13 protein-coding genes and 2 pseudogenes are annotated in these 18019 nt (G+C 48.9%); 6 read left to right on the forward strand and 9 right to left on the reverse strand.

Going from position 1 to position 18019, the window contains the following annotated elements; genetic code table 11:
* The first annotated feature begins 10 nt into the window (after positions 1-10).
* On the forward strand, positions 11-448 hold the full coding sequence (locus tag ACO0LC_RS22170; protein WP_423007177.1) for an NADAR family protein: 438 nt from the start codon (positions 11-13) through the stop codon (positions 446-448).
* Positions 449-546: 98 nt separating this feature from the next.
* Here the strand turns inward: ACO0LC_RS22170 and ACO0LC_RS22175 are convergent, their stop codons facing one another.
* Positions 547-2010 carry a M16 family metallopeptidase gene (locus ACO0LC_RS22175; RefSeq protein ID WP_423007179.1) on the reverse strand — a complete coding sequence of 488 codons (1464 nt, stop codon included), beginning with the start codon at positions 2008-2010 and terminating at the stop codon, positions 547-549.
* Between the two features lie 1205 nt (positions 2011-3215).
* Here ACO0LC_RS22175 and ACO0LC_RS22180 point away from each other — a divergent pair.
* Positions 3216-4373, forward strand: a complete 1158-nt coding sequence (locus tag ACO0LC_RS22180) for a PepSY-associated TM helix domain-containing protein (RefSeq protein WP_423007181.1) — start codon at positions 3216-3218, stop codon at positions 4371-4373.
* Positions 4374-4427: 54 nt separating this feature from the next.
* Here the strand turns inward: ACO0LC_RS22180 and ACO0LC_RS22185 are convergent, their stop codons facing one another.
* The 8 genes and pseudogenes from ACO0LC_RS22185 to ACO0LC_RS22220 form a co-directional block, all read right to left on the reverse strand.
* A complete protein-coding gene (locus ACO0LC_RS22185) occupies positions 4428-6491 on the reverse strand; it encodes a TonB-dependent receptor (protein ID WP_423007183.1) in 2064 nt (687 codons plus the stop codon).
* A 73-nt stretch (positions 6492-6564) separates the two neighbouring features.
* Positions 6565-8487, reverse strand: a complete 1923-nt coding sequence (locus tag ACO0LC_RS22190) for an IucA/IucC family protein (protein ID WP_423007185.1) — start codon at positions 8485-8487, stop codon at positions 6565-6567.
* Positions 8484-9629, reverse strand: coding sequence for an MFS transporter (locus tag ACO0LC_RS22195; protein WP_423007187.1), 1146 nt, complete (start codon positions 9627-9629; stop codon positions 8484-8486). Before ACO0LC_RS22195 ends, ACO0LC_RS22190 begins: the two co-directional genes overlap by 4 nt.
* Complete coding sequence (locus ACO0LC_RS22200; protein ID WP_423007189.1) at positions 9629-11431, reverse strand: IucA/IucC family protein; 1803 nt, start codon at positions 11429-11431, stop codon at positions 9629-9631. The genes ACO0LC_RS22195 and ACO0LC_RS22200 overlap by 1 nt, the downstream gene beginning before the upstream one ends.
* A 762-nt stretch (positions 11432-12193) precedes the next feature.
* The gene (locus tag ACO0LC_RS22205) at positions 12194-12685 is read right to left on the reverse strand and encodes a hypothetical protein (protein ID WP_423007191.1); all 492 of its coding nucleotides are present in this window, start codon (positions 12683-12685) and stop codon (positions 12194-12196) included.
* Between the two features lie 360 nt (positions 12686-13045).
* Positions 13046-13468 (reverse strand): hypothetical protein, encoded by a 423-nt coding sequence (locus tag ACO0LC_RS22210; protein ID WP_423007193.1) that lies wholly within the window; start codon positions 13466-13468, stop codon positions 13046-13048.
* Between the two features lie 212 nt (positions 13469-13680).
* Positions 13681-14094, reverse strand: coding sequence for an immunity protein Imm33 domain-containing protein (locus ACO0LC_RS22215; RefSeq protein ID WP_423007350.1), 414 nt, complete (start codon positions 14092-14094; stop codon positions 13681-13683).
* Positions 14068-14262: pseudogene (locus ACO0LC_RS22220) on the reverse strand (recombinase family protein); the annotation flags it as partial. The gene ACO0LC_RS22215 and the pseudogene ACO0LC_RS22220, both read right to left, overlap by 27 nt.
* Before the next feature lie 252 nt (positions 14263-14514).
* On the opposite strand from ACO0LC_RS22220, the gene ACO0LC_RS22225 reads away from it, so the two are divergent.
* The 4 genes and pseudogenes from ACO0LC_RS22225 (at position 14515) to ACO0LC_RS22240 (ending at position 17858) form a co-directional block, all read left to right on the forward strand.
* Positions 14515-15015, forward strand: a complete 501-nt coding sequence (locus tag ACO0LC_RS22225; RefSeq protein WP_423007195.1) for a hypothetical protein — start codon at positions 14515-14517, stop codon at positions 15013-15015.
* Positions 15016-15463: 448 nt separating this feature from the next.
* On the forward strand, positions 15464-15748 hold the full coding sequence (locus ACO0LC_RS22230) for a hypothetical protein (protein ID WP_423007197.1): 285 nt from the start codon (positions 15464-15466) through the stop codon (positions 15746-15748).
* A 363-nt stretch (positions 15749-16111) separates the two neighbouring features.
* Positions 16112-16273: pseudogene (locus ACO0LC_RS22235) on the forward strand (IS21 family transposase); the annotation flags it as partial.
* Positions 16274-16664: 391 nt separating this feature from the next.
* Positions 16665-17858, forward strand: a complete 1194-nt coding sequence (locus tag ACO0LC_RS22240; protein ID WP_423007199.1) for a tyrosine-type recombinase/integrase — start codon at positions 16665-16667, stop codon at positions 17856-17858.
* Positions 17859-18019 lie beyond the last annotated feature (161 nt).

Genomic DNA, 18019 nt, shown 5'->3' on the forward strand with positions numbered 1-18019 from the left:
AATTCAATTTATGCCAAAAATAATATTCTTCTTTGATAGAGATGATAATTACTATGAGCTGTCAAATTTTGCTGGATTTGGTTTCGAATTGGAAGGTCAGTATTGGCGCACGATGGAGCATTATTTCCAGGCAAAGAAATTTGAGGGTACGCCTCATTTCGAAAAGATAATGAATTGCGGCTCCCCCAAACAAGCCAAAGACCTTGGACAAAACAGGGAAATTCCCATACGCAGAGATTGGGATGAAGTCAAAGAAACCATCATGCTCACTGGTTTGCGCGCAAAGTTTCAAAGCCAGGAATTGAAGCAACTACTGCTGGGAACTGGCAAGAAACTCCTGGTAGAAAACTCCCCTTACGACAGTTACTGGGGCATAGGCCCCAATGGCAAAGGCAAGAACCGCCTGGGGCATTTGTTGATGCAAGTAAGGGGTGATATCAAGGATTAGCACTTGCCATAGATTGTGTGAATCTTTGGCATCAATAAATACCTCTTTGGCTTAGCCAGATGCACTGCTAATTCAAAAGTACAAAGTGAATGCCTAATTTATTGTACGGAAGAAGCAGTTTTTTTGCTCCCAAGTTCTTGCAGTTGTTCTTCCAAATTCAGCTTGCTAGCTGGATTGCGTAACACCAGGTTTTCGTCTTCTTTCAAAATGCACAGTGAACGATTGGTGGCAACGAACCAGGATTCTGCGATGCGTTGTACGCTGGCTAAATCCATGTGCTGTATCCGTTCCCGCAAAAGGAAATAGAGCCGCCAGTCACCGCTAGCAATGAAATTGTTCAGCTCCGTTGTCAGCGCATCGGAGTCCCTTCTGGATTTAATATAATCATCCTTCAGTATTTGTTTTGCCTGATTTAATTCGTCCTGCGAAATAGCTTGATTTCTAACATTTTCTAATGTGCTTAATAATGTGGATTTTGCTTCCTCAATAGCCAGGCCATATTCCTGATTAACACCAAATAGCAGTGCACCTGTATGCTCCATAAACGTAAGGTTTGCGGTCATGTTTTTTGCAATTTTTGTCTCAATCAGGTAATGCTGTAGACGACCAAACTCTTTGCCTCCAAAAATCTGACACAATAGCATCGCTGCGGCTGCATCAGGATGAACAAAAGGTTCTGTCCGGTAAGCCACCATCAGGGCAGCTGCGCCACGTTTTCGCCTGAGCACGATTTCACGCTCACCATCTTGTATGGGTTCTGATGTATAAACAGGTTTGACGGATTGTTTGATTTTTTGAATGAAAGCAAATTTTTTTGTTATCAACGACAGTAGATTCTTTTCATTGAACTTTCCGCTGACCACCAAAGTGGCATTGTCCGGCCTATAGTACGTTTCCCAAAATTGCTCAAGCTCATTAAGCCTTAAATTTCTCAGGTCACTGGGAATGCCTATAGGGTCTTTGCCGTAAGCATCCCAAAAAAACAAAGACGATGTTGCTCTGCGTATTAAAGTATTTTTCCCGCTAGCATCAGTATTTTCCTTTTCACCAATAACCTCCCTTAATGCGGTATGCAAATTATCAACCGAAAACTTGAATTGACTCATGCGAGTGGCCTCTAAGTCCAGTACCCAATCTAAAGACTGCTGTTCAGCACTTAAAGTAGTTCTATAGCTAGTAAAGTCAAAAGAGGTCAAGCCCATCGTCATCATATTTCTTTGGCGATATTCTGCACTCAAATCTGGATGAGTATTTCCGCCCGTATAGGTCAAATGCTCTAGTAAATGCGCAAGCCCTTTTTCTCCATACAACTCGTGCTTGGAGCCAGTTCTATATACTAAATTAATGGTCGTGTAAGAACGACGCTCATCACTAATTAGCAATATTTGCAAGCCATTTGCAAGTCTGAATTCGCGTATGCCTTCCAATTCTCGAATTAATTGCACATCCTCTGTTTGCGATGAAACAGTCGCAACAAAATCAGTTGCATGTGCATTGAAACTGCATGCCATCAACAAGACGACGGAAATGTAATGAATTATTTCAACGAAATATCTGTGCATGCCTTTTCCCTAGAACGAATTCAACTCCTTTTCAGCTGGTGCCGTAACGACGCACAGCACCAGCTTTGTCATTTTTGGCGAATCGCTGGGCACAGATAAAAAATGCATGCTGGCTGCACAGGTAAACTGCCGGCATCAGCGAAGTGCGACTGATATCAATTAATCTAACCTTGTAGAAGCCAAATGATGAATACATAAAAAGGCTGCATAACGCTTGCAGATTCCAGTTCTTGACGTCATGAAAGCGCTCGTGTAGTTCCTACCGATTCATTGGCTACCTGATGCTGTGTTCAATTGAAGAAATAATATTCTAAAGACGATATGAAATGTTAATTTTCATTAAATAAATATTTTTTAATAACAATTGAGTTATTTAATTTTCATCTGATAAAATCGCGCGCATTCACTCGCAACGAACATACGCTAGACTCTATTAGCTTGAGCAACGATGTGCCTGAACCATCAGTTGAAAGCACCTACTGCTTATCTTGGCAATGCAATCGGCTTAGTCAAAGAAGCCAGCAGCAATTTAATAGTCATCTGATTTTATTTTTTCAGTTTGCGTTTGTGCGTAATGTGGTGAACATCGCATGGGCAAATTTAAGTGATGTTCTGGGTGCCTGTAACCACCCGTCGCACCACCCTGGCATGGCTTTCAGGTTTAGCATCGATTGTTTTCCGGTACCTGATTGAACTTTTTGGCAATACCTTGCAAGACAAGGCCGACGGCAAGAATTCGGTAGCTATGGCACGACAACGCCATCAATTTCAAACCTTCAATTCGACTGTTCCACTTCCGCCCACAGATTTTTGAAACCCGGCTGAGCTGAATCAATGTTTTCCAGACGTTGGATGACGACGTGTTGGCCTGTTTTCAACACGCCTGTCGGATCACCGAGATACCAGTCCCGGTTGTTTTTAAATGGCGCAGAGGATCGCTTATATACTTCGGTCACAGACTAGGGTTAAAATCAGATTGCCTTGAGTTCTGATGGACATAAAACTAACAGGACATTGATCTATCCGTATGTTTTAGTTAAGATGATTTACGACGCTGCGCAATAAAAGCAGCTTGCCACTACAGCCAGCATTTTCCTGTTTCTCCAAGAATAGCCAGCCATTTTTCCCAGCCTGGATATTCACCATGTTTATTTATAAACTCCAGTTCCACATGATCTCAAATGGTCGCTATTTCGGGACTGCTTATGTTGCCTAAGTCAGTGCGCACGATATTGCTGCGCTTGCATTTGTGGCTGGCACTCACGTTTGGCAGTATATTCGTGGTGTTGGGGCTCACTGGCAGCATCATCAGCTGGATGCATGAGCTTGATCATGCACTCAATCCTGGCCTGTTCAGCACTGCACGGCAAACTTACCCGGCTGAACCGGTCAGGCCAGAAATGGTACAGGCTGCGTTGGATACCCTGACAGCCAATCCCGCTTATGGCAAGCCCAGGCAATTGATGCTGCCTGCCACTACGGCAGATGTCATTACCGCCTGGTATCCCGCCAGACCAGCTACCGGCAAGTCTGCATTTAGCCAGGACTGGTCACGCCAGGTCATGCTTGACCCGCTCACGCTGGAAGTGAAAGGTGAACGCAACTGGGGGCAATACGGCATATCAGTAAGTTTGCTGATACCAAGCCTGTATCATTTGCACCGTTATGTTTTGCTTGGTGAAACCGGCAAGATAGTGATCGCAGTCAGCGGCATCATGCTCGTGTTGATGTCGCTCATTGGCCTGTTTCTATGGCTGCCCAGGCCCAACTGGAAAGCCTTGCGACAGGCACTGACAGTCAATCTGGCGGCAACTCCGGCTGCCATTAATTTTCGCTTGCACCGCATGCTGGGATTTTTTGCCTTGCCTGTGCTCTTGCTGCTGGGATTTTCTGGTGCCTACTTCAATCAGCCACAATGGATATTGCCCGTCATAGGCAAAGTACTGCCGGTGACGCAGGCACGCAAGCCGGAAGATGTACATGTGCTTCCTGGCCAGCACATCACTGCTGTACAAGCCATGCTGATAGCACAAGGCGTATTCCCGTATGCCAGAATTTCGCGCCTGGGTTTTCCATCGGCTTCTGCTGGCGTGTATGAAATCCGTTTGCGCCAGCCCCAGGAAATGCATAGTGGCGATGGTGCCAGCAGGGTCAGTGTAGATGCTGGCAGTGGCCGCATTATCAGGGTCGCCGACCCGCTGCAGGGCCAGACTGGCGACCGCTTTCTGGCATCGCTGTTTCCCCTGCATAGCGGCATTGCCTTTGGCATAACGAGCCGGATATTCATTTCTTTCTTTGGCCTGGTCCCGCTGGTATTGATGCTGACGGGCTGGCGCATGTGGCGCAAGCGCAAGAACAAATAAAAAAAGCCGGATGCGCGATGCACCCGGCTGGCTTTGCTACGGAACTGTGTTCAACTAGAAGCGTGTATTCAACACCAGATAGGCATTGAAAGGTGCACCAGGTTGTATCTGCACATTATTGTTGGCTGACTCCATATAGCGGGTATTGCCGAGGTTATTGAGTTTAAGGGTAATGTCATAACGTGCCTGCATATAAGTCAGTGCCAGATCGACACGGGCGTAGCCTGGCAGACGTACCGTATTGTCAGTCAGGGCATATTGCTCGCTATGGGCAATGATGCCCGCACCAGCACTCCAGTTCTTGCTGAAACCTTGCTTTAACCACAGGCTGGCATTGTGGGATGGCGTCATTTCTGCGCGGTTACCTATGCGTATATCGTTGGATGCGACTATCTTGGCATCGTTATAGGTGTAGCTGGCATTGAGCTGGGTAGCGCTGAACAGTTGTCCCTGCAGTTCAAGCTCCAGTCCCTGGTTGCGCTGGCGGCCAATTTGCAATTGACGCAAACCTGTCAGGTCAGTTGGGTCAGCAGTCAATTGATTGCTTTGCTCCACCCTGAACAAGGCGACGCTGGTGTACATGCGTTTATCCAGCCACTCTTGTTTAAAACCGATTTCCTGCAGGCCAGTCTTCAGGGGCTTGACCTGGCTCAGCGGATTGCTGCCGGTGTAAAGCAAATCACCACCGGCAGGCTGATGTGAGCGACTGATCGTGGCATAGGCAGACTGCTGTGGTGTGATTTTATACACCAGCCCCATGCGCGGCGAGAACAGATTATCGGTGCGCTCGCTGACGGCATTGTTGAGCAGCCTGTTGGTTTGTTTTTGTTTGAACTGGTCAAAACGGCCACCAAGCAGTATGTCCCATTCATTCGTCAAGGCAATCTGATCCTGCAGGTACAGGGCAGTGGTGTCAGCATTGAAGCGGCTGTCTATGGCCGCAGGCAAAGCCCTGAAGTCGGGAGCGGCCAGCAATTGCTGGGGGCGGTATAAATCCACAGGGTAAGCCGTGCCGGTTTGCCTGACTAGTGAGTCGCGCTTTTGCTGGGATAATTCCAGGCCAGCCAGCAACAGGTGATTACCGATGGCGTAAGTCAGTTCAGTCTGATTGACCAGGTTCTTTTGCTGTATGGGGAAGTAGGTAATCTGGCGTGACACGGTATTGTCAGCATTCACGCGCCGGTTGCGCGTGTTCACACCATCAAGATCAGTCTGGCTGTATTGCAGATTGTTGACCAGGCTAAGTTGCTGATTGAACTTGTGTTCCAGTCTGGCTTTAAAAAGATCGCTATTGGTTTTGGTGAAGTCAAATTTTTCACCATAAAAAGTACTGGCATCAACTGCCACGGCACGTCCATTCACCGATGGTATGCCACGGTCAGGCGTGTGGTCTTCGCGCTGTATTTCTGTCTGCAAGAGCAAGCTGGTTTGCGGGCTGATATTCCATGACAGCGATGGTGCCAGCAGCGTGCGCTTATGATCAACAATATTCCTGTAACTGTCACCCACATCATAGGATGCAATCAGGCGCGCATTGAGCTCATTGCTCAGGGCACCACCTGCATCGATACTGAGTCTGCGCTGGCTGTTCGAACCCAGGGCCAGCGAAATTTCATTGTCCTGTTTGGCCTGCGGCTTTTTGGTAATGCGGTTGATCAGGCCCCCGGCTGCGCCACGGCCATACAAGGCGGCTGTCGCACCCTTGATGACTTCGAGTTTGTCGGTGGTGGCAAGATCGCGGAAATACAGGCTGTCGTCACGCATGCCATCGAGCAGGGTTTCACGTGGGGAGTAAAAGCCACGTATATAAAATTCATCGCGGCGGCCTTCGCCTTGCCCGGCAATAATGCCGGGCGTATAGGCCAGCGCGTCCTTGCTGGTGTTGACGGCACGGTCGCGCAAGTCTTCATTGTTGACGACAGATATCGATTGCGGGGTTTCCAGCAAGCTGCCATTGGTTTTGCTGGCACCGCTTACCCGGCTAGCTGCTGGCCTGGACTGAGCCTTGACTTCAATTAACGGCAAGTCATTTTGTGTCGTGCTTTGCGCCATCACTGCATGGCTATAAGCCTGACCTAGCAAGGCCGGGAGTATCAGTGAAAAAGGTTTTACGTGCATAATTAATACATCATTTGGAGTTGAAAAAAAACGGATACAGAGTGGTGACCACGTCACGACTTGCTAAGGTTCATCAAGCTTCATTGACTACGCCCAGCGGGTGATACAGCGGCAGGTAAGCAGCCTTGCGGTCAGCCTGCTTTAAAAAACGGATCAGCAAATTACCCTTGACGGGCAGGGGCTCGCCGGACAGCAAGCCCTGAATGCGGCGCGCTGCCTCCGGGTTGGGGAAGTTGGCAAGATAACTTTGCAGGGTATTGCGCAGGCAAGCCCATAATTCGAGATAGAGTTCGTGATTGCCATTCGCCAGCGTGGCGATGACTTCGCAGATGTTGTTGACCAGCAGACAGTAGCCTATGCGCGTCCAACCAGCTTCGTCGCTGCAACAGATTTCTTTGCGGGTATGCTCATCGAGCTGCATGGCCTTGATCAGTTCGTGGGCCTTGGGTGTCAGCCTGGTCAGCTCCAGATCACGGACAATGAAACGCACTGGAGTGCCATCTTCTGCAAGCCCGACGATGCTGTTTTGCATATGTGGTTCAAAGGCGATGCCTTTTTCAAACAACAGGTAGAACACCGGATAAATTGCCAGCTCGGCATAACGGCTGAACCACAGGCGCATGCCCTGGCGCAGGGACAGACTATGTCTGTGGGAAAATCGTTCTATCAATGCAGCTACCTGCAGGCGACCCGCCTGGCCGTTGCCAAACAACGCCGCGCATATCATGGGTGTGATGCCTTGCGCCAGATGGCTTGCCAAACCTTCACGCAATACCAGGCCAAAGCCGTCTTCGATTTCCTTATGTTGCCTGTCACTCTGTTGCTGGTTTTCTGGGAAGGCCAGGCTAAGGTAAGCCTGTTCTTCCAGAGCGTGAAAATGCGGGAACAGCGCCAACATGTCTGCCTTCATGGGACGGTACAGACGGCTGGCGGTCAATGCCGCAGCCAGTTCGTGCCGGGCATTATTGCGTATGCAATTGGTGATGCGCAGGTTCAGCGACAGCTTCAAGAAAGCACTGCCATCTTCGGCCAGCATGGTACGTATAGATGCCGTGGGATAAAACTGTTTGCCACTGCTACCCAGGTCGCGTATTTCTCCAGCGGCCATGGCGGTTTGTATGCGTGCCTGCTGCATGAGCCAGTCGGCTTGCCAGGGGTGCAGGGGAACGATGATGTGTTCGCTATCAGCTTGCAGGCCGTGGCCGGTCAGTTGTTGCAAGCGGCTGGACAAGTCTTGCTCATCCAGGCTGTCGCTGATGATCCAACTGCGCGGGATCTGGAAATAGCGTAATTGCAGCCTTGCGCCATGTTCTGGCGAATAGTTTTTTTCTTCTGTTCTTGTCCAGTCTGAACGGCTTTTTGGGGTAGGGTGAAAAGGGTGGCCTGTCAGCAAATGCTGTTCACTGCGTATGTATTGCTGTAAAGCTGAGTCTGTATGGAGAGAACCTAATTTGCCTTGCTGCGCCTCCAGCAGATGCTGCATGGTAGCGATGCTTTCCTCGATTTGTTGTAGCAGGTCGGTATTAAACTCAGTGCCTTCGCGCAGCGACAGATCAGCGACGATGAGTTGGGCAATATCGCGCCAACTGGCTACTGACCAGGTCTGTTGATGGTCTTGCAGATAGATGTCGGTGATGTAATCATAATTGCCGGTGACTGAGACATGTTGTACCCCCACGCAAAAACGGCTTTGCATGCGCGGTAACTGTATATCAAGTACTTGGCCTTGATATTGGCGCAGTGCTGCAGGTGCCATCCTGGTGTGGGCAATGGAACGGACGGCCAGTTTATGTTCCTGCATGGCGACCTCACGCGCATAACAATTCAGCAGGACGCGGGCATGTTGCAACTGGGCGTAATCCCTGGCTTCGACAGGGACAGCATTGTTGGCTGCCTGCCTGGGATGGGTTAAAGCACGTGGCAAAGACGGCAGATGGAGTAAGGGCAGAGTGTCAGGCGCTTGGTTCCAGGCGAACCGCGGTAAGCTAGCGTTCATAAGCGTTTACTTTCTATAAAAATGGAGAGGCCGGCCAACAGCGCACAAGCCAACCAGATGGGAGCGGTATAACTCATTGAAGCAGCCAGACCGCTTGCGAGAATCCCTGCCATGACAGCGCCCCATTTATTGGCGCCTTCCAGTTTGCCAAAATGCTGGCCGGCACTGGCTTTTCTGGTGGTGGATGCCGCCAGGGCATTGATGGCCAGATAAGCACCGGTCATCCCCACGCCCATGAGTATCCGGCCCGTGGCCAGCAGGGGCAGATTATTGGCCAGTACCTGCAATAACAAGCCTGCGCAGGTCAGCGCGGAAAAGCGCGCCAGTGCAGTCTGTGCATTAGAAAAATTGACATGGCGGCCAATGGGCCAGGCCAGCACCAGAAACAGTGCATGCGGCAAGCCAAACAGGGCACCGGCCCAGGCCGCAGACATATTCAGGCGTTGTGCCAGGTCAATGACAAAATACGGATAGGTCAGTACCGTACCTATGGTGAATAGCGCCTGGTAGCGGTACAGACTGCTGGCACTCAGTGCGCCAGCCTCGGCAGGTGCTGTGCCAGTGTTGTCTGCTACTGTATGCGCGGCAGGGGTACTGGTTTTTGCTGGCAACAGATAGAGTATCAACCCCGCCAGACCCGGGAACACCGCCAGGTAAAAAAAGATGTGCAAGAGATTCTGGCCGTCGCTGAACAGGCCTATGATGGCGGGCCCTGCGAACAGCGCGGTACGGGCCGAGCCTTGCATGACACTCAGCAATGTAGCGAGACGCTTGCTCGGCAGAAAAGAAGCCAGAAAAGCATTCGATGCCGCAAAGGTGCCGCCCAGCAAACCTTGCAAAGTCAGGCCAAAAGCAAATTCCCAGGGGGTACGCGCCATGCCTGTGATGATGAAGCTCAGGCACAGGCCCCAGTGTGCACGTATCAGCGAAGCACGTATGCCTATGCGGTCAGCCAGCTTACCCCATAAGGGATTGGAGATCGCTGCCGCCAACGTAGGCAGGGTAAAGTACCAGCCGGCCATGACCAGGGCCTGGCTGGAAAAGTTCTGCTGCAGTATATGCGCATAAAATGGTGGCATGCACAGCGCAGCAAAGGCCGCGCCAAAATGCCCCAGCACTGTGATGAAAATGGTTTGCCGCATCACACACCCTGAGACTGCATGAATTGATGCAGGGGATTAGGGACAGTATGAAAGGCTTGTGAGCTGGCGGCAGATAGACGCCTGCTCGCCAGTTTTTCCATTTGCAGTTCTGGTGCAAACAAATTGAATTGCTGGCAGCGTGCAGACAATTGCGGCACTTGCGCCTGGTAGCTCAGCACGGTTTGCGCAGCCAGTTGCCAGAAGCGGCTTTCTTCAAAACCATGATGCAGCGCCAGCCTGTGTGCCAGTTCAGACAGGTGGATAAACAAGAGCACTTCAAGCAGGTAATCCCGGGCTTCATCTGTCGTGTCCATGGCAAAACCATTGCTGGCATTGGCTGCATTGCGGTGTGCCGGAGCCTGGCGTAAATGCTGCAAGTAAGCTTCGTTGGTGGTTTGCCCGGCGATATAGTGCAGGCCACCGGGCAAGTCACGGATGGCTACACCAGCAGGCAAGCCATCCCTGACGAGGAGTAAAGTATTTTGTGCATGTGCTTCCAGCAAGACACCATGCGCCAGCATCAGATGGATAAACGGTGGCAGCATGGCTTGCAACAAAGCCCGGACCCAGGTTTCAGTGCCATGTTGTTGCAACCAGGGGGAGATATTCAGTTGTTGCTGATCATCGATTGTAGTCAAGGCCGTGCAGGGGAATACCTGCTCGCCTTGCCTGAGTATGGAGGTGGGCGACTGCCGCCAGATAGCACCGAGCAAGCCATATCTGTCCTGGCGCGATGCAGCAGGTGTCAGGGTGATGCCCATGGGTTCTGCCAGAACTGCCAGCCTGCAGTGCTGCTGTAAAAAATTATCTTCGCTGCACAGCTTGTCCAGCCATTGCGATATCAGCGGTGCATTGTGAACATGGTGATCAGACAGGATGCGGTCTGCCGAACTGTTGGCGATGGCGAGCGGCAGCTTGAGGTTGTGGCTGTCATTGCTGGCAAGAGATGTCAGTGAACGTATTGATTGCTGTGCCAGCCAGACCGTTTCACCCATGCCAAGATAGAGCAAGCGGCCATCTGCCAGCCAGTCGGCGTACTGGATTTGCAGGCTCTGTTGCCAATGCCAGGGATGGGCGGGCAACAGATAATAATGGTCTGCCTCCTGGCCTGAGAGCGTGATGACATGCTGCAAATGCAGCACTTCTGCTGCACCAATTTCTGTTTGTAAAAACTGTGTGTAGTCAACACCGGGCAAGCCATGGATATCAGCCAGTTGCTTGTCCAGCGCCAGCCAGACCAGGCCAAAGGCCTGCGCAAATTCTGGACCATAACGCTGATGGTCCGCCAGGTTAAAACCTATGCGAGAACGATAACAAGGATGGTACAGATGACCATCACCCAATTGCGCTTCCTGCCAGGCATATGGCAGGTCAAGCGCAGCATGGCCTTTTGCCGCCAGTGCCCAGGCTTGCAAAGAGCAGGCCTGTTTGGCCGCAGTATGAATTAATTCATTGATGAAACGCGGGCCATTCTGCGCCGCGTGTGGTCTCAGTAAATTGTCTGCAACGATAGCAATATCAATGGTGGCCAAGCCACTGCTGACTTCACATACAGGGCCGTGCAAACGGTTGCGCCCAAAGCTGTTTGCCGGATGTGCAGCTATCCGGTATTCAATCACCTGGCCCTGCTCATTGCTACCCCGTAAATACAAATCAGCCTTGCCATCAGCCTGTCGTTCCAGATGCCCATCCAGGGCTCCTTCAAACCAGAATGCGTCGATGAATTGGCGTAGCGTGCGCTCGGCCGCTGCTACATAAAATGACTTATTGCCAGTCGCCGGAATTTGATTACTGCTGTCCATATTGTTTTTCCAAAAAAAATGAGAGTGAGCAAATCCCTTGCGATTGCCGGGGCAATCACAGCTTGCTGCACGATGTGAAATGAAAAGCGCTTATGGGCTGACGGCTAGCCGGGGCTGTCGTAGTGCTGCGTCATGAGAATGTTTTTCAGGACAGAAGCGATGACGGACGAGTGCGGCAATGGATATGAATGTGAAATGACGATGGACATGATTTCCCCGCGGGTATAACGCATGGTTTGTTCACTTGCCCACGTAGGGATGCTGGCGTACGTGTGTAGCTGGGGGGCTGGCGCTTGAGAGGGGGAGTGAAATTGCTAAAGTGAAATTATTATAAATGAGAATGATTATCATTGTCAAGTAGTGGCTTGGGTCATAGTGAATCCCGAATTTTGGAACAGTGGTTTAAGCCATCTTCCGAGAAAGTGTGGTCGCAAATCAGTGAAGGAAAAAACGCAGACTGCATACAGCGGAATTCAAGGTTAAGTTTGGTTTGTAAGCGGTTTGTAGTGTAAAGATGTTGACGGAACTGGGTTCGACAAAACGCTAAAGTGATCTTTTCCGGCACAACAGGAACCGGAAAATCATGGCTAGCCTGGCCGATCGGCATTTCTTTTATATTGCCTCAGGCATTGCCCTGGCTATTTTTCTGGCATTTTTGGGGTATGTCATTGCTGAGCCGATAATTTATTGTTTGTAGCGCGCTTAGGCGCGATCAGGCTTGCTGCAATTGTCATGCGTACGAATACGCGGGGCTATTTGCACCTATGCGGACAACGGGGTAAGCCAGGCTTCTGGCAATATTTGTCGTCCACAAGCATCGTGAAAATACGGTTTAACAGTTAAGCCAAAAGAATGTGCCATTAGTGACATCAGTAGAATCGGAAACGGGTCATGCTCAATTTCTCTCATTGTCTCCAGAGTGCGGCGCCCACATCTTTTTTCTAATGCAAAAAGGCCTCGTATATATGGATTGGGGGAGATGCGTGCACTTATTGGGGAAATATTTAAGAGTTCGCCACATGCCCGGCCTAATTCGATAGTTTGCCCATCCATAAAATTGTTATAGATGCGGTGACCAAATATCGAATATAAAAAACCAGGTGCTTCGGTAGTAACAATTTCTTCCCCTTTAAACTGTATCCATCCTCGCCCACCTGAGGCATAAGCAGTCACATGGATAGAAATCATACTTTTTAGCTCAATCGCGATCCGTTCCTCAAACGTCTTTTTTATTTTGCTCCATTTACGTTCCATGCATCTCCCTTAGTCCGCGTAGTTGCGATTAGTGTAACGTAATCGCACGCATGTCGAGACTGAAAATATCTATAACCATCCCTAAATCATGCGTACGATTACCCTTGGCCACAGGAGGTTGTCCAAGCGAGGCCCTGCTGAAGGGCGCCGCTTGCTTGATCAAGAACGGCGTTGATTTTAATTCTGATCTCATCTCGATAAAAACTTGACGGGAACCATAGAATCTATTCGCACCTACGTAGGCTAAGCGGGTTAATCTTGCCTCACCAAAAACGTCCAAACCGAACTAAGTAAGGCTTGGTGCGTAATTGTTTCACGCGTCTGATCGTCACTATCTCGAATTAGGATATCAAAGCATACTTACTTAATAGAGCGCATTGCACCTCGGTGCCGAGCGGCAACAAAGAAAATAAAGGCAAGAAACAGTGAGGAAAAAACACCCTTGACATTCTCAGACTTGCCATCGACAAAGGTTTCGTAAGTGCAGAATGCTGCAAATGCTAACGACGCCAAGCCGCCGACCTGAAAAGCGAAAGGAGATAGAATGCCACCGCCCTGACGAACGCCTCTTCCGAAAAAAATTCGATATGCGATTGTTAGCCCGAAGATACCAACAAGTAGTGCTATTGTTGCAGTAGCAATAATTGCTAAAGTCGTTTCAGCTCTAACGATGCAGAGCCACACGCCCAAAGCTCCGATCGAAGCAAACGGGAACGAAAAAACCGCAAGCGCAACACCTGCCAATTGCTGTGACAGCCTAGAAGTTGATTGACCTTCCCACATATATGTATGCCTAACGTCTGAATTGTGGGGCGGCGCAGTCGTCCCAAAAAAATGACAAATTATACTTCACCATCTGGCTTACCAAAGAAGTTCTGCCATTCATTTTGTTGGTAGATGTTCATGCTTTAGCCGTCTGACCATTTCCTACTGAAAGTTTCAATTTTGCAATAGTGGTGGAGGCAGTTCATGATATGCAAATGGCAACGCCGAAATTATGAAAATACAACTTCATCATTTGGATTGGTAACATACGACACAGTCAATCCGTTAACAAATACCATATAACCTTCAGGAATCGTTAGCACATCAATTAGCTCTGGCCTAAGTTGAAGAAGTTGAAATGCATAAATTGCACTTAATTCATCTTTTCCTTCATTCAGGTTTGTTTTCCCGATATACCAACCAGAGTCATTCTTTTCAAGATCAGGTGCGATCCTTTCCATATAGAGCGATGACTCATCCAACACACCTTTAGCCATGATGACTTTATTCTGAAAAGTAATTGGCACCTGCTTCGCTCCAATACCATTTGCAAATTTGTTTTGCTTGGCTATTACATTCAGTGATACGTCTACACAGTTACGATTATCCTGAAAGTCTTTGATGCTGCGTGCCGGGCGATCAATCCTCTTCACGACCGGCGTATCGCCACGCCGCAGAAAATTGAACAACGTCTCCAGCTCAGTGCGGCTGAGACGGCTGGTGTCGCTCGCCTTCTCGGATCGCACAACTTTACAGCCAGCCGCGCGCTGCGGCTGCTCTTGCAAGGCGAAATTCTGGTCGCCGCTGGAAACGCGGGCATATCCCTAGAACGCCATGGTCGGATTTGTCTCGTTAGGCTTTTAGATCTTTCAAAGTTAGCATCTAGGAAACGAAAAACAACCCTATTGAGACAAAATATTCGTCTCACTAAAATGGCCCGTTTGGGTGTACCTGTACGGTACAATCGTCCATAGGCAACTTCCGCTTCCGGCCACCAGCGGACTATATAAACAATTGCGGCAGGTGGCTTAAATTCTATGTAAATTAATGTTGGGATACTGCTCATGTCAAAAATCTGTCGGCTGTATGTTTTTGCAATTTTGCTTTTTGTGACAGCAATAAGCCCCGTCCACTCGCACAACTTGAATCTTGATCTAACGCCCGATCAAGCCGAAAAATGGGCCGGGATAGCTGCTACTGTATTGCACACAACGACTGGCAAGAACCTTGACTATTCACCCGAAAGCTTACAAATTGTTGATGAATATGTCTTAAACCTTAAAAAAAATGGTGCGAACCCTCAGGGGATTAATAAGACACTGATTGCACTTGGGTGCTACGTTGGACAGGTAATGGTCCAAAACCTCGGGAGCCGATGGGATAATCCGACGCCAACGGAGATGAAGCTGGGTTTTGATGCAACCGGTATCCGCGCGAAAAATGGGGCTTTTTCGCAACCGATTGGCAAGGTTTTCAAACTGCTGCGCAACGGTGAAGAGGATAGCGTGGTGGCTTTTTACATATCTGCCAAATACTTAGTTCAAAAAATGGGTACAAATAACTGAGCCAAATGGTCTGTCAGGGCATGACAACTCGCTTAACTTTCAACAGATGAGCGAAGCAATGCGACTGGCAGAGCAGCAAGCCGTCTTCTGTCTGATTTCACCACTCGCCTTTTTCGGCTTACTATCCTAGTAGCTTGCCAGCACCAAGCATTCGATTCTAGGCACGCAACCCACAGACTCCTGAAGCTGACTGGATATACATGGTCTGGTAGCACTCGGCGTCGGCTTTTGCGGAACTCGAGGGCAGGTATGGGCCGAATCAGGTCGTTCGCGCAGGTCGAAAAGGTGCTTTCCTCAAGGAGCCGTCATTCGCAGTTAATGTGAGCCGGCGGCCATTGAATGCAAGCCTGCGCCGCCGATTGCAAGCTCATTTGCCGATAGTGAGCGTTTCCCTAAAAAACATAATCTAGTGTTGCTGGGCTATCCTGAGTTAATGTTTCGCTTGTAGATGACATGCAATGAAGACATCAAAAGCCGGATCAGTTATTCCAGGAAGGTATTGCTGCTGCATGACGATGACTTGATCAAGTTCATCGTCACTGAGTTGGCTGCTGTTGGTTTAGGTGCCAATATGTTCGATGAGGCTGCCTTGCAGGTCATATTACGGGCAGTGCAGGGTAATTTGCGGCTCTGCCACAATCTCTGTTATGTCAGCCTGATTGCGGCTTGCCTCGATCATCAGCGTATTTGCACGGTGTCGCATGTGAATGCCGCTCTCCTGCAACCGCACTGACGTTCGCACGATGCCTTGCTTAAGCAACAAGTCAAGCCGCAACGGGTGTCGTCAGGAGTATGCGGGGCAACAAGCTCACAACTTACCTTCGGTCGGAGGATGCATATACCATCGTTGAGTTTCTTGATCAAGTACGAGGCATGGTAATGTAGGCTTAAGGCGATGATATAAAAATCATGCTGCAAAAAGCGTCACAGCGAAATCCTGCATATTCGCACCAAAAATACCATTTAATCGCATACGAAAAAACCACTCGTTCGCATTTTACCTGTGCCACCCAGTCGCATCAAAAAAAACACCTGCAACCAATGAGGGTTATTCTAATGGTGAATTTCCGAGGTGAATACGCAACGATAAACAATCAGCGCTATCGACAAATACGCATTACAGCTTTCGAGCTGGCTTAAAACCGAAGCAGGTAAAAATCGGAAACAACGACGCAGCTTAAAACAGATTCACTCGGATCTGAAAGAACTGGGATTTGAAGGGTCGTACGACCGAGTGGCAGCCTTCGCCAGGAAGTGGAGGGTGGGTCAAACTGACCGGGTCAATTCAGCTAGCAAACGAACAGCTATGTAAATCAAAGTCACATATCGCGTCTGATTCGGGCAATAAAAAAGGCGACCTAAGTCGCCTTTTCGTACTGTCATTATGTTGTCATTCCAGTGCTAAATCAGCCCCAAAATACTCCATTTTATTGCTGTTGTTAAAATCTAAATACCTGATTTTAAACATATTCATGGCGGAGAAGGGGTCTGCCAAGATGTATTCCAATAAATTCCAATTTATTCCTTTAATAGTAAATAAATCAATGAGTTATGTGATTTTTAGTCCGATGCGTTCCAATTCATTCTTGTGAAATCCAATCATTAGTGGCACACTGAATGGCACACTGATGAAAAGAAATTGGAATATCATGGCAATACTTACTGATGCAAAAGCACGCAATATGAAACCAGATTCAGAAATTCTTCCCCATGGAGGAATTACTGGTCTAGCACTACATCCATCAACAACAAAAGGATCGGGTAAATGGGTTCTGCGTTTTACTAGTCCCATCACCGACAAGCGTCGTAAAGCCGGTTTAGGCAGCTATCCAGAAGTTGGGATTGCTGAGGCTGCGAAGTTGGCCGCACAGATGCGAGAACTAATTGCGAAAGGTATAGATCCGCTTTTAGAAAAGGAAAAAGATAAAGACGCACCAAAGATCCCTACCTTTCAAAAGGCTGCCGAAATTCTGCATGCGGATTTGCTCCCAGGTTGGAAAAGTAAAAAGCATGGTCAGCAGTGGATCAATACATTGGTTGAATATGCTTTTCCTGCGATTGGTAATTTGCCTTTGGATAAGATTCAACCACGTCACATTGCTGATGTATTGAGGCCGATCTGGCTTGATAAGGCTGAAACTGCTAGCCGAGTAAAGCAGCGTTTGCATGCAGTAATAGCCTGGGGATGGGCGCATGGTCACTGCCAGTCTAATCCTGTAGACGTTGTAACTCATCTATTGCCTCAGCAGCCGAGCAAGTCAGTCCGCACTCAACATCATCCTGCGATGCCATGGAGAAATATTCCTGACTTTCTGGCAAGGCATGTGTGTTCAGAACAATTTGAAAATGTGACCCGCGCCATGCTGGAATTTTTAATTCTGACGGCTGCGCGCTCCGGCGAAGTAAGGGGCATGAAATGGTCTGAAGTGGATTTTGGGAAGGCGATTTGGACCGTTCCAGCAGAGCGCATGAAAGCTCCATTTGTACATCGAGTTCCATTATCGCAACCGGCGATTTCAATTCTTAGGAAACAAATGGGTAAGCATGATGAACTGGTATTTCCGTCACCGCGAGACGAAGTGGAGCTGTCAGATATGGCTCTTACTGAATTTTTACGTGATGCTAATGCGCTGAGTGACACGCCAAATCGCGTCGCTACGGCTCATGGATTTCGGTCTAGTTTTCGAGACTGGTGCAGTGAAAACGGACATTCACGGGATCTGGCAGAGCGCTCGCTTGCTCACCAGGTTGAAAACAAAGTCGAAGCAGCCTATCACCGGACCGATCTGTTGGAACAGCGTCGGCCTTTGATGCAAGCTTGGGCTGATTTTCTTAAGAGTTAAGTTTGTCTATTTGTTTTGCGGCTTAGCACAACCGATGTTTAGTTGTTTGATTGCACTTTGTTCCAGGTTAATAATATTGCGCCTACTTAAATATTGTTTCTGCAATATATAGTGATTACTACTTTTTAGAATATTTCTAACTAAGCCCAAAATTGTCAATT

Source organism: Undibacterium sp. JH2W (assembly GCF_049340425.1).
Taxonomy (GTDB): Bacteria; Pseudomonadota; Gammaproteobacteria; order Burkholderiales; family Burkholderiaceae_D; genus Undibacterium.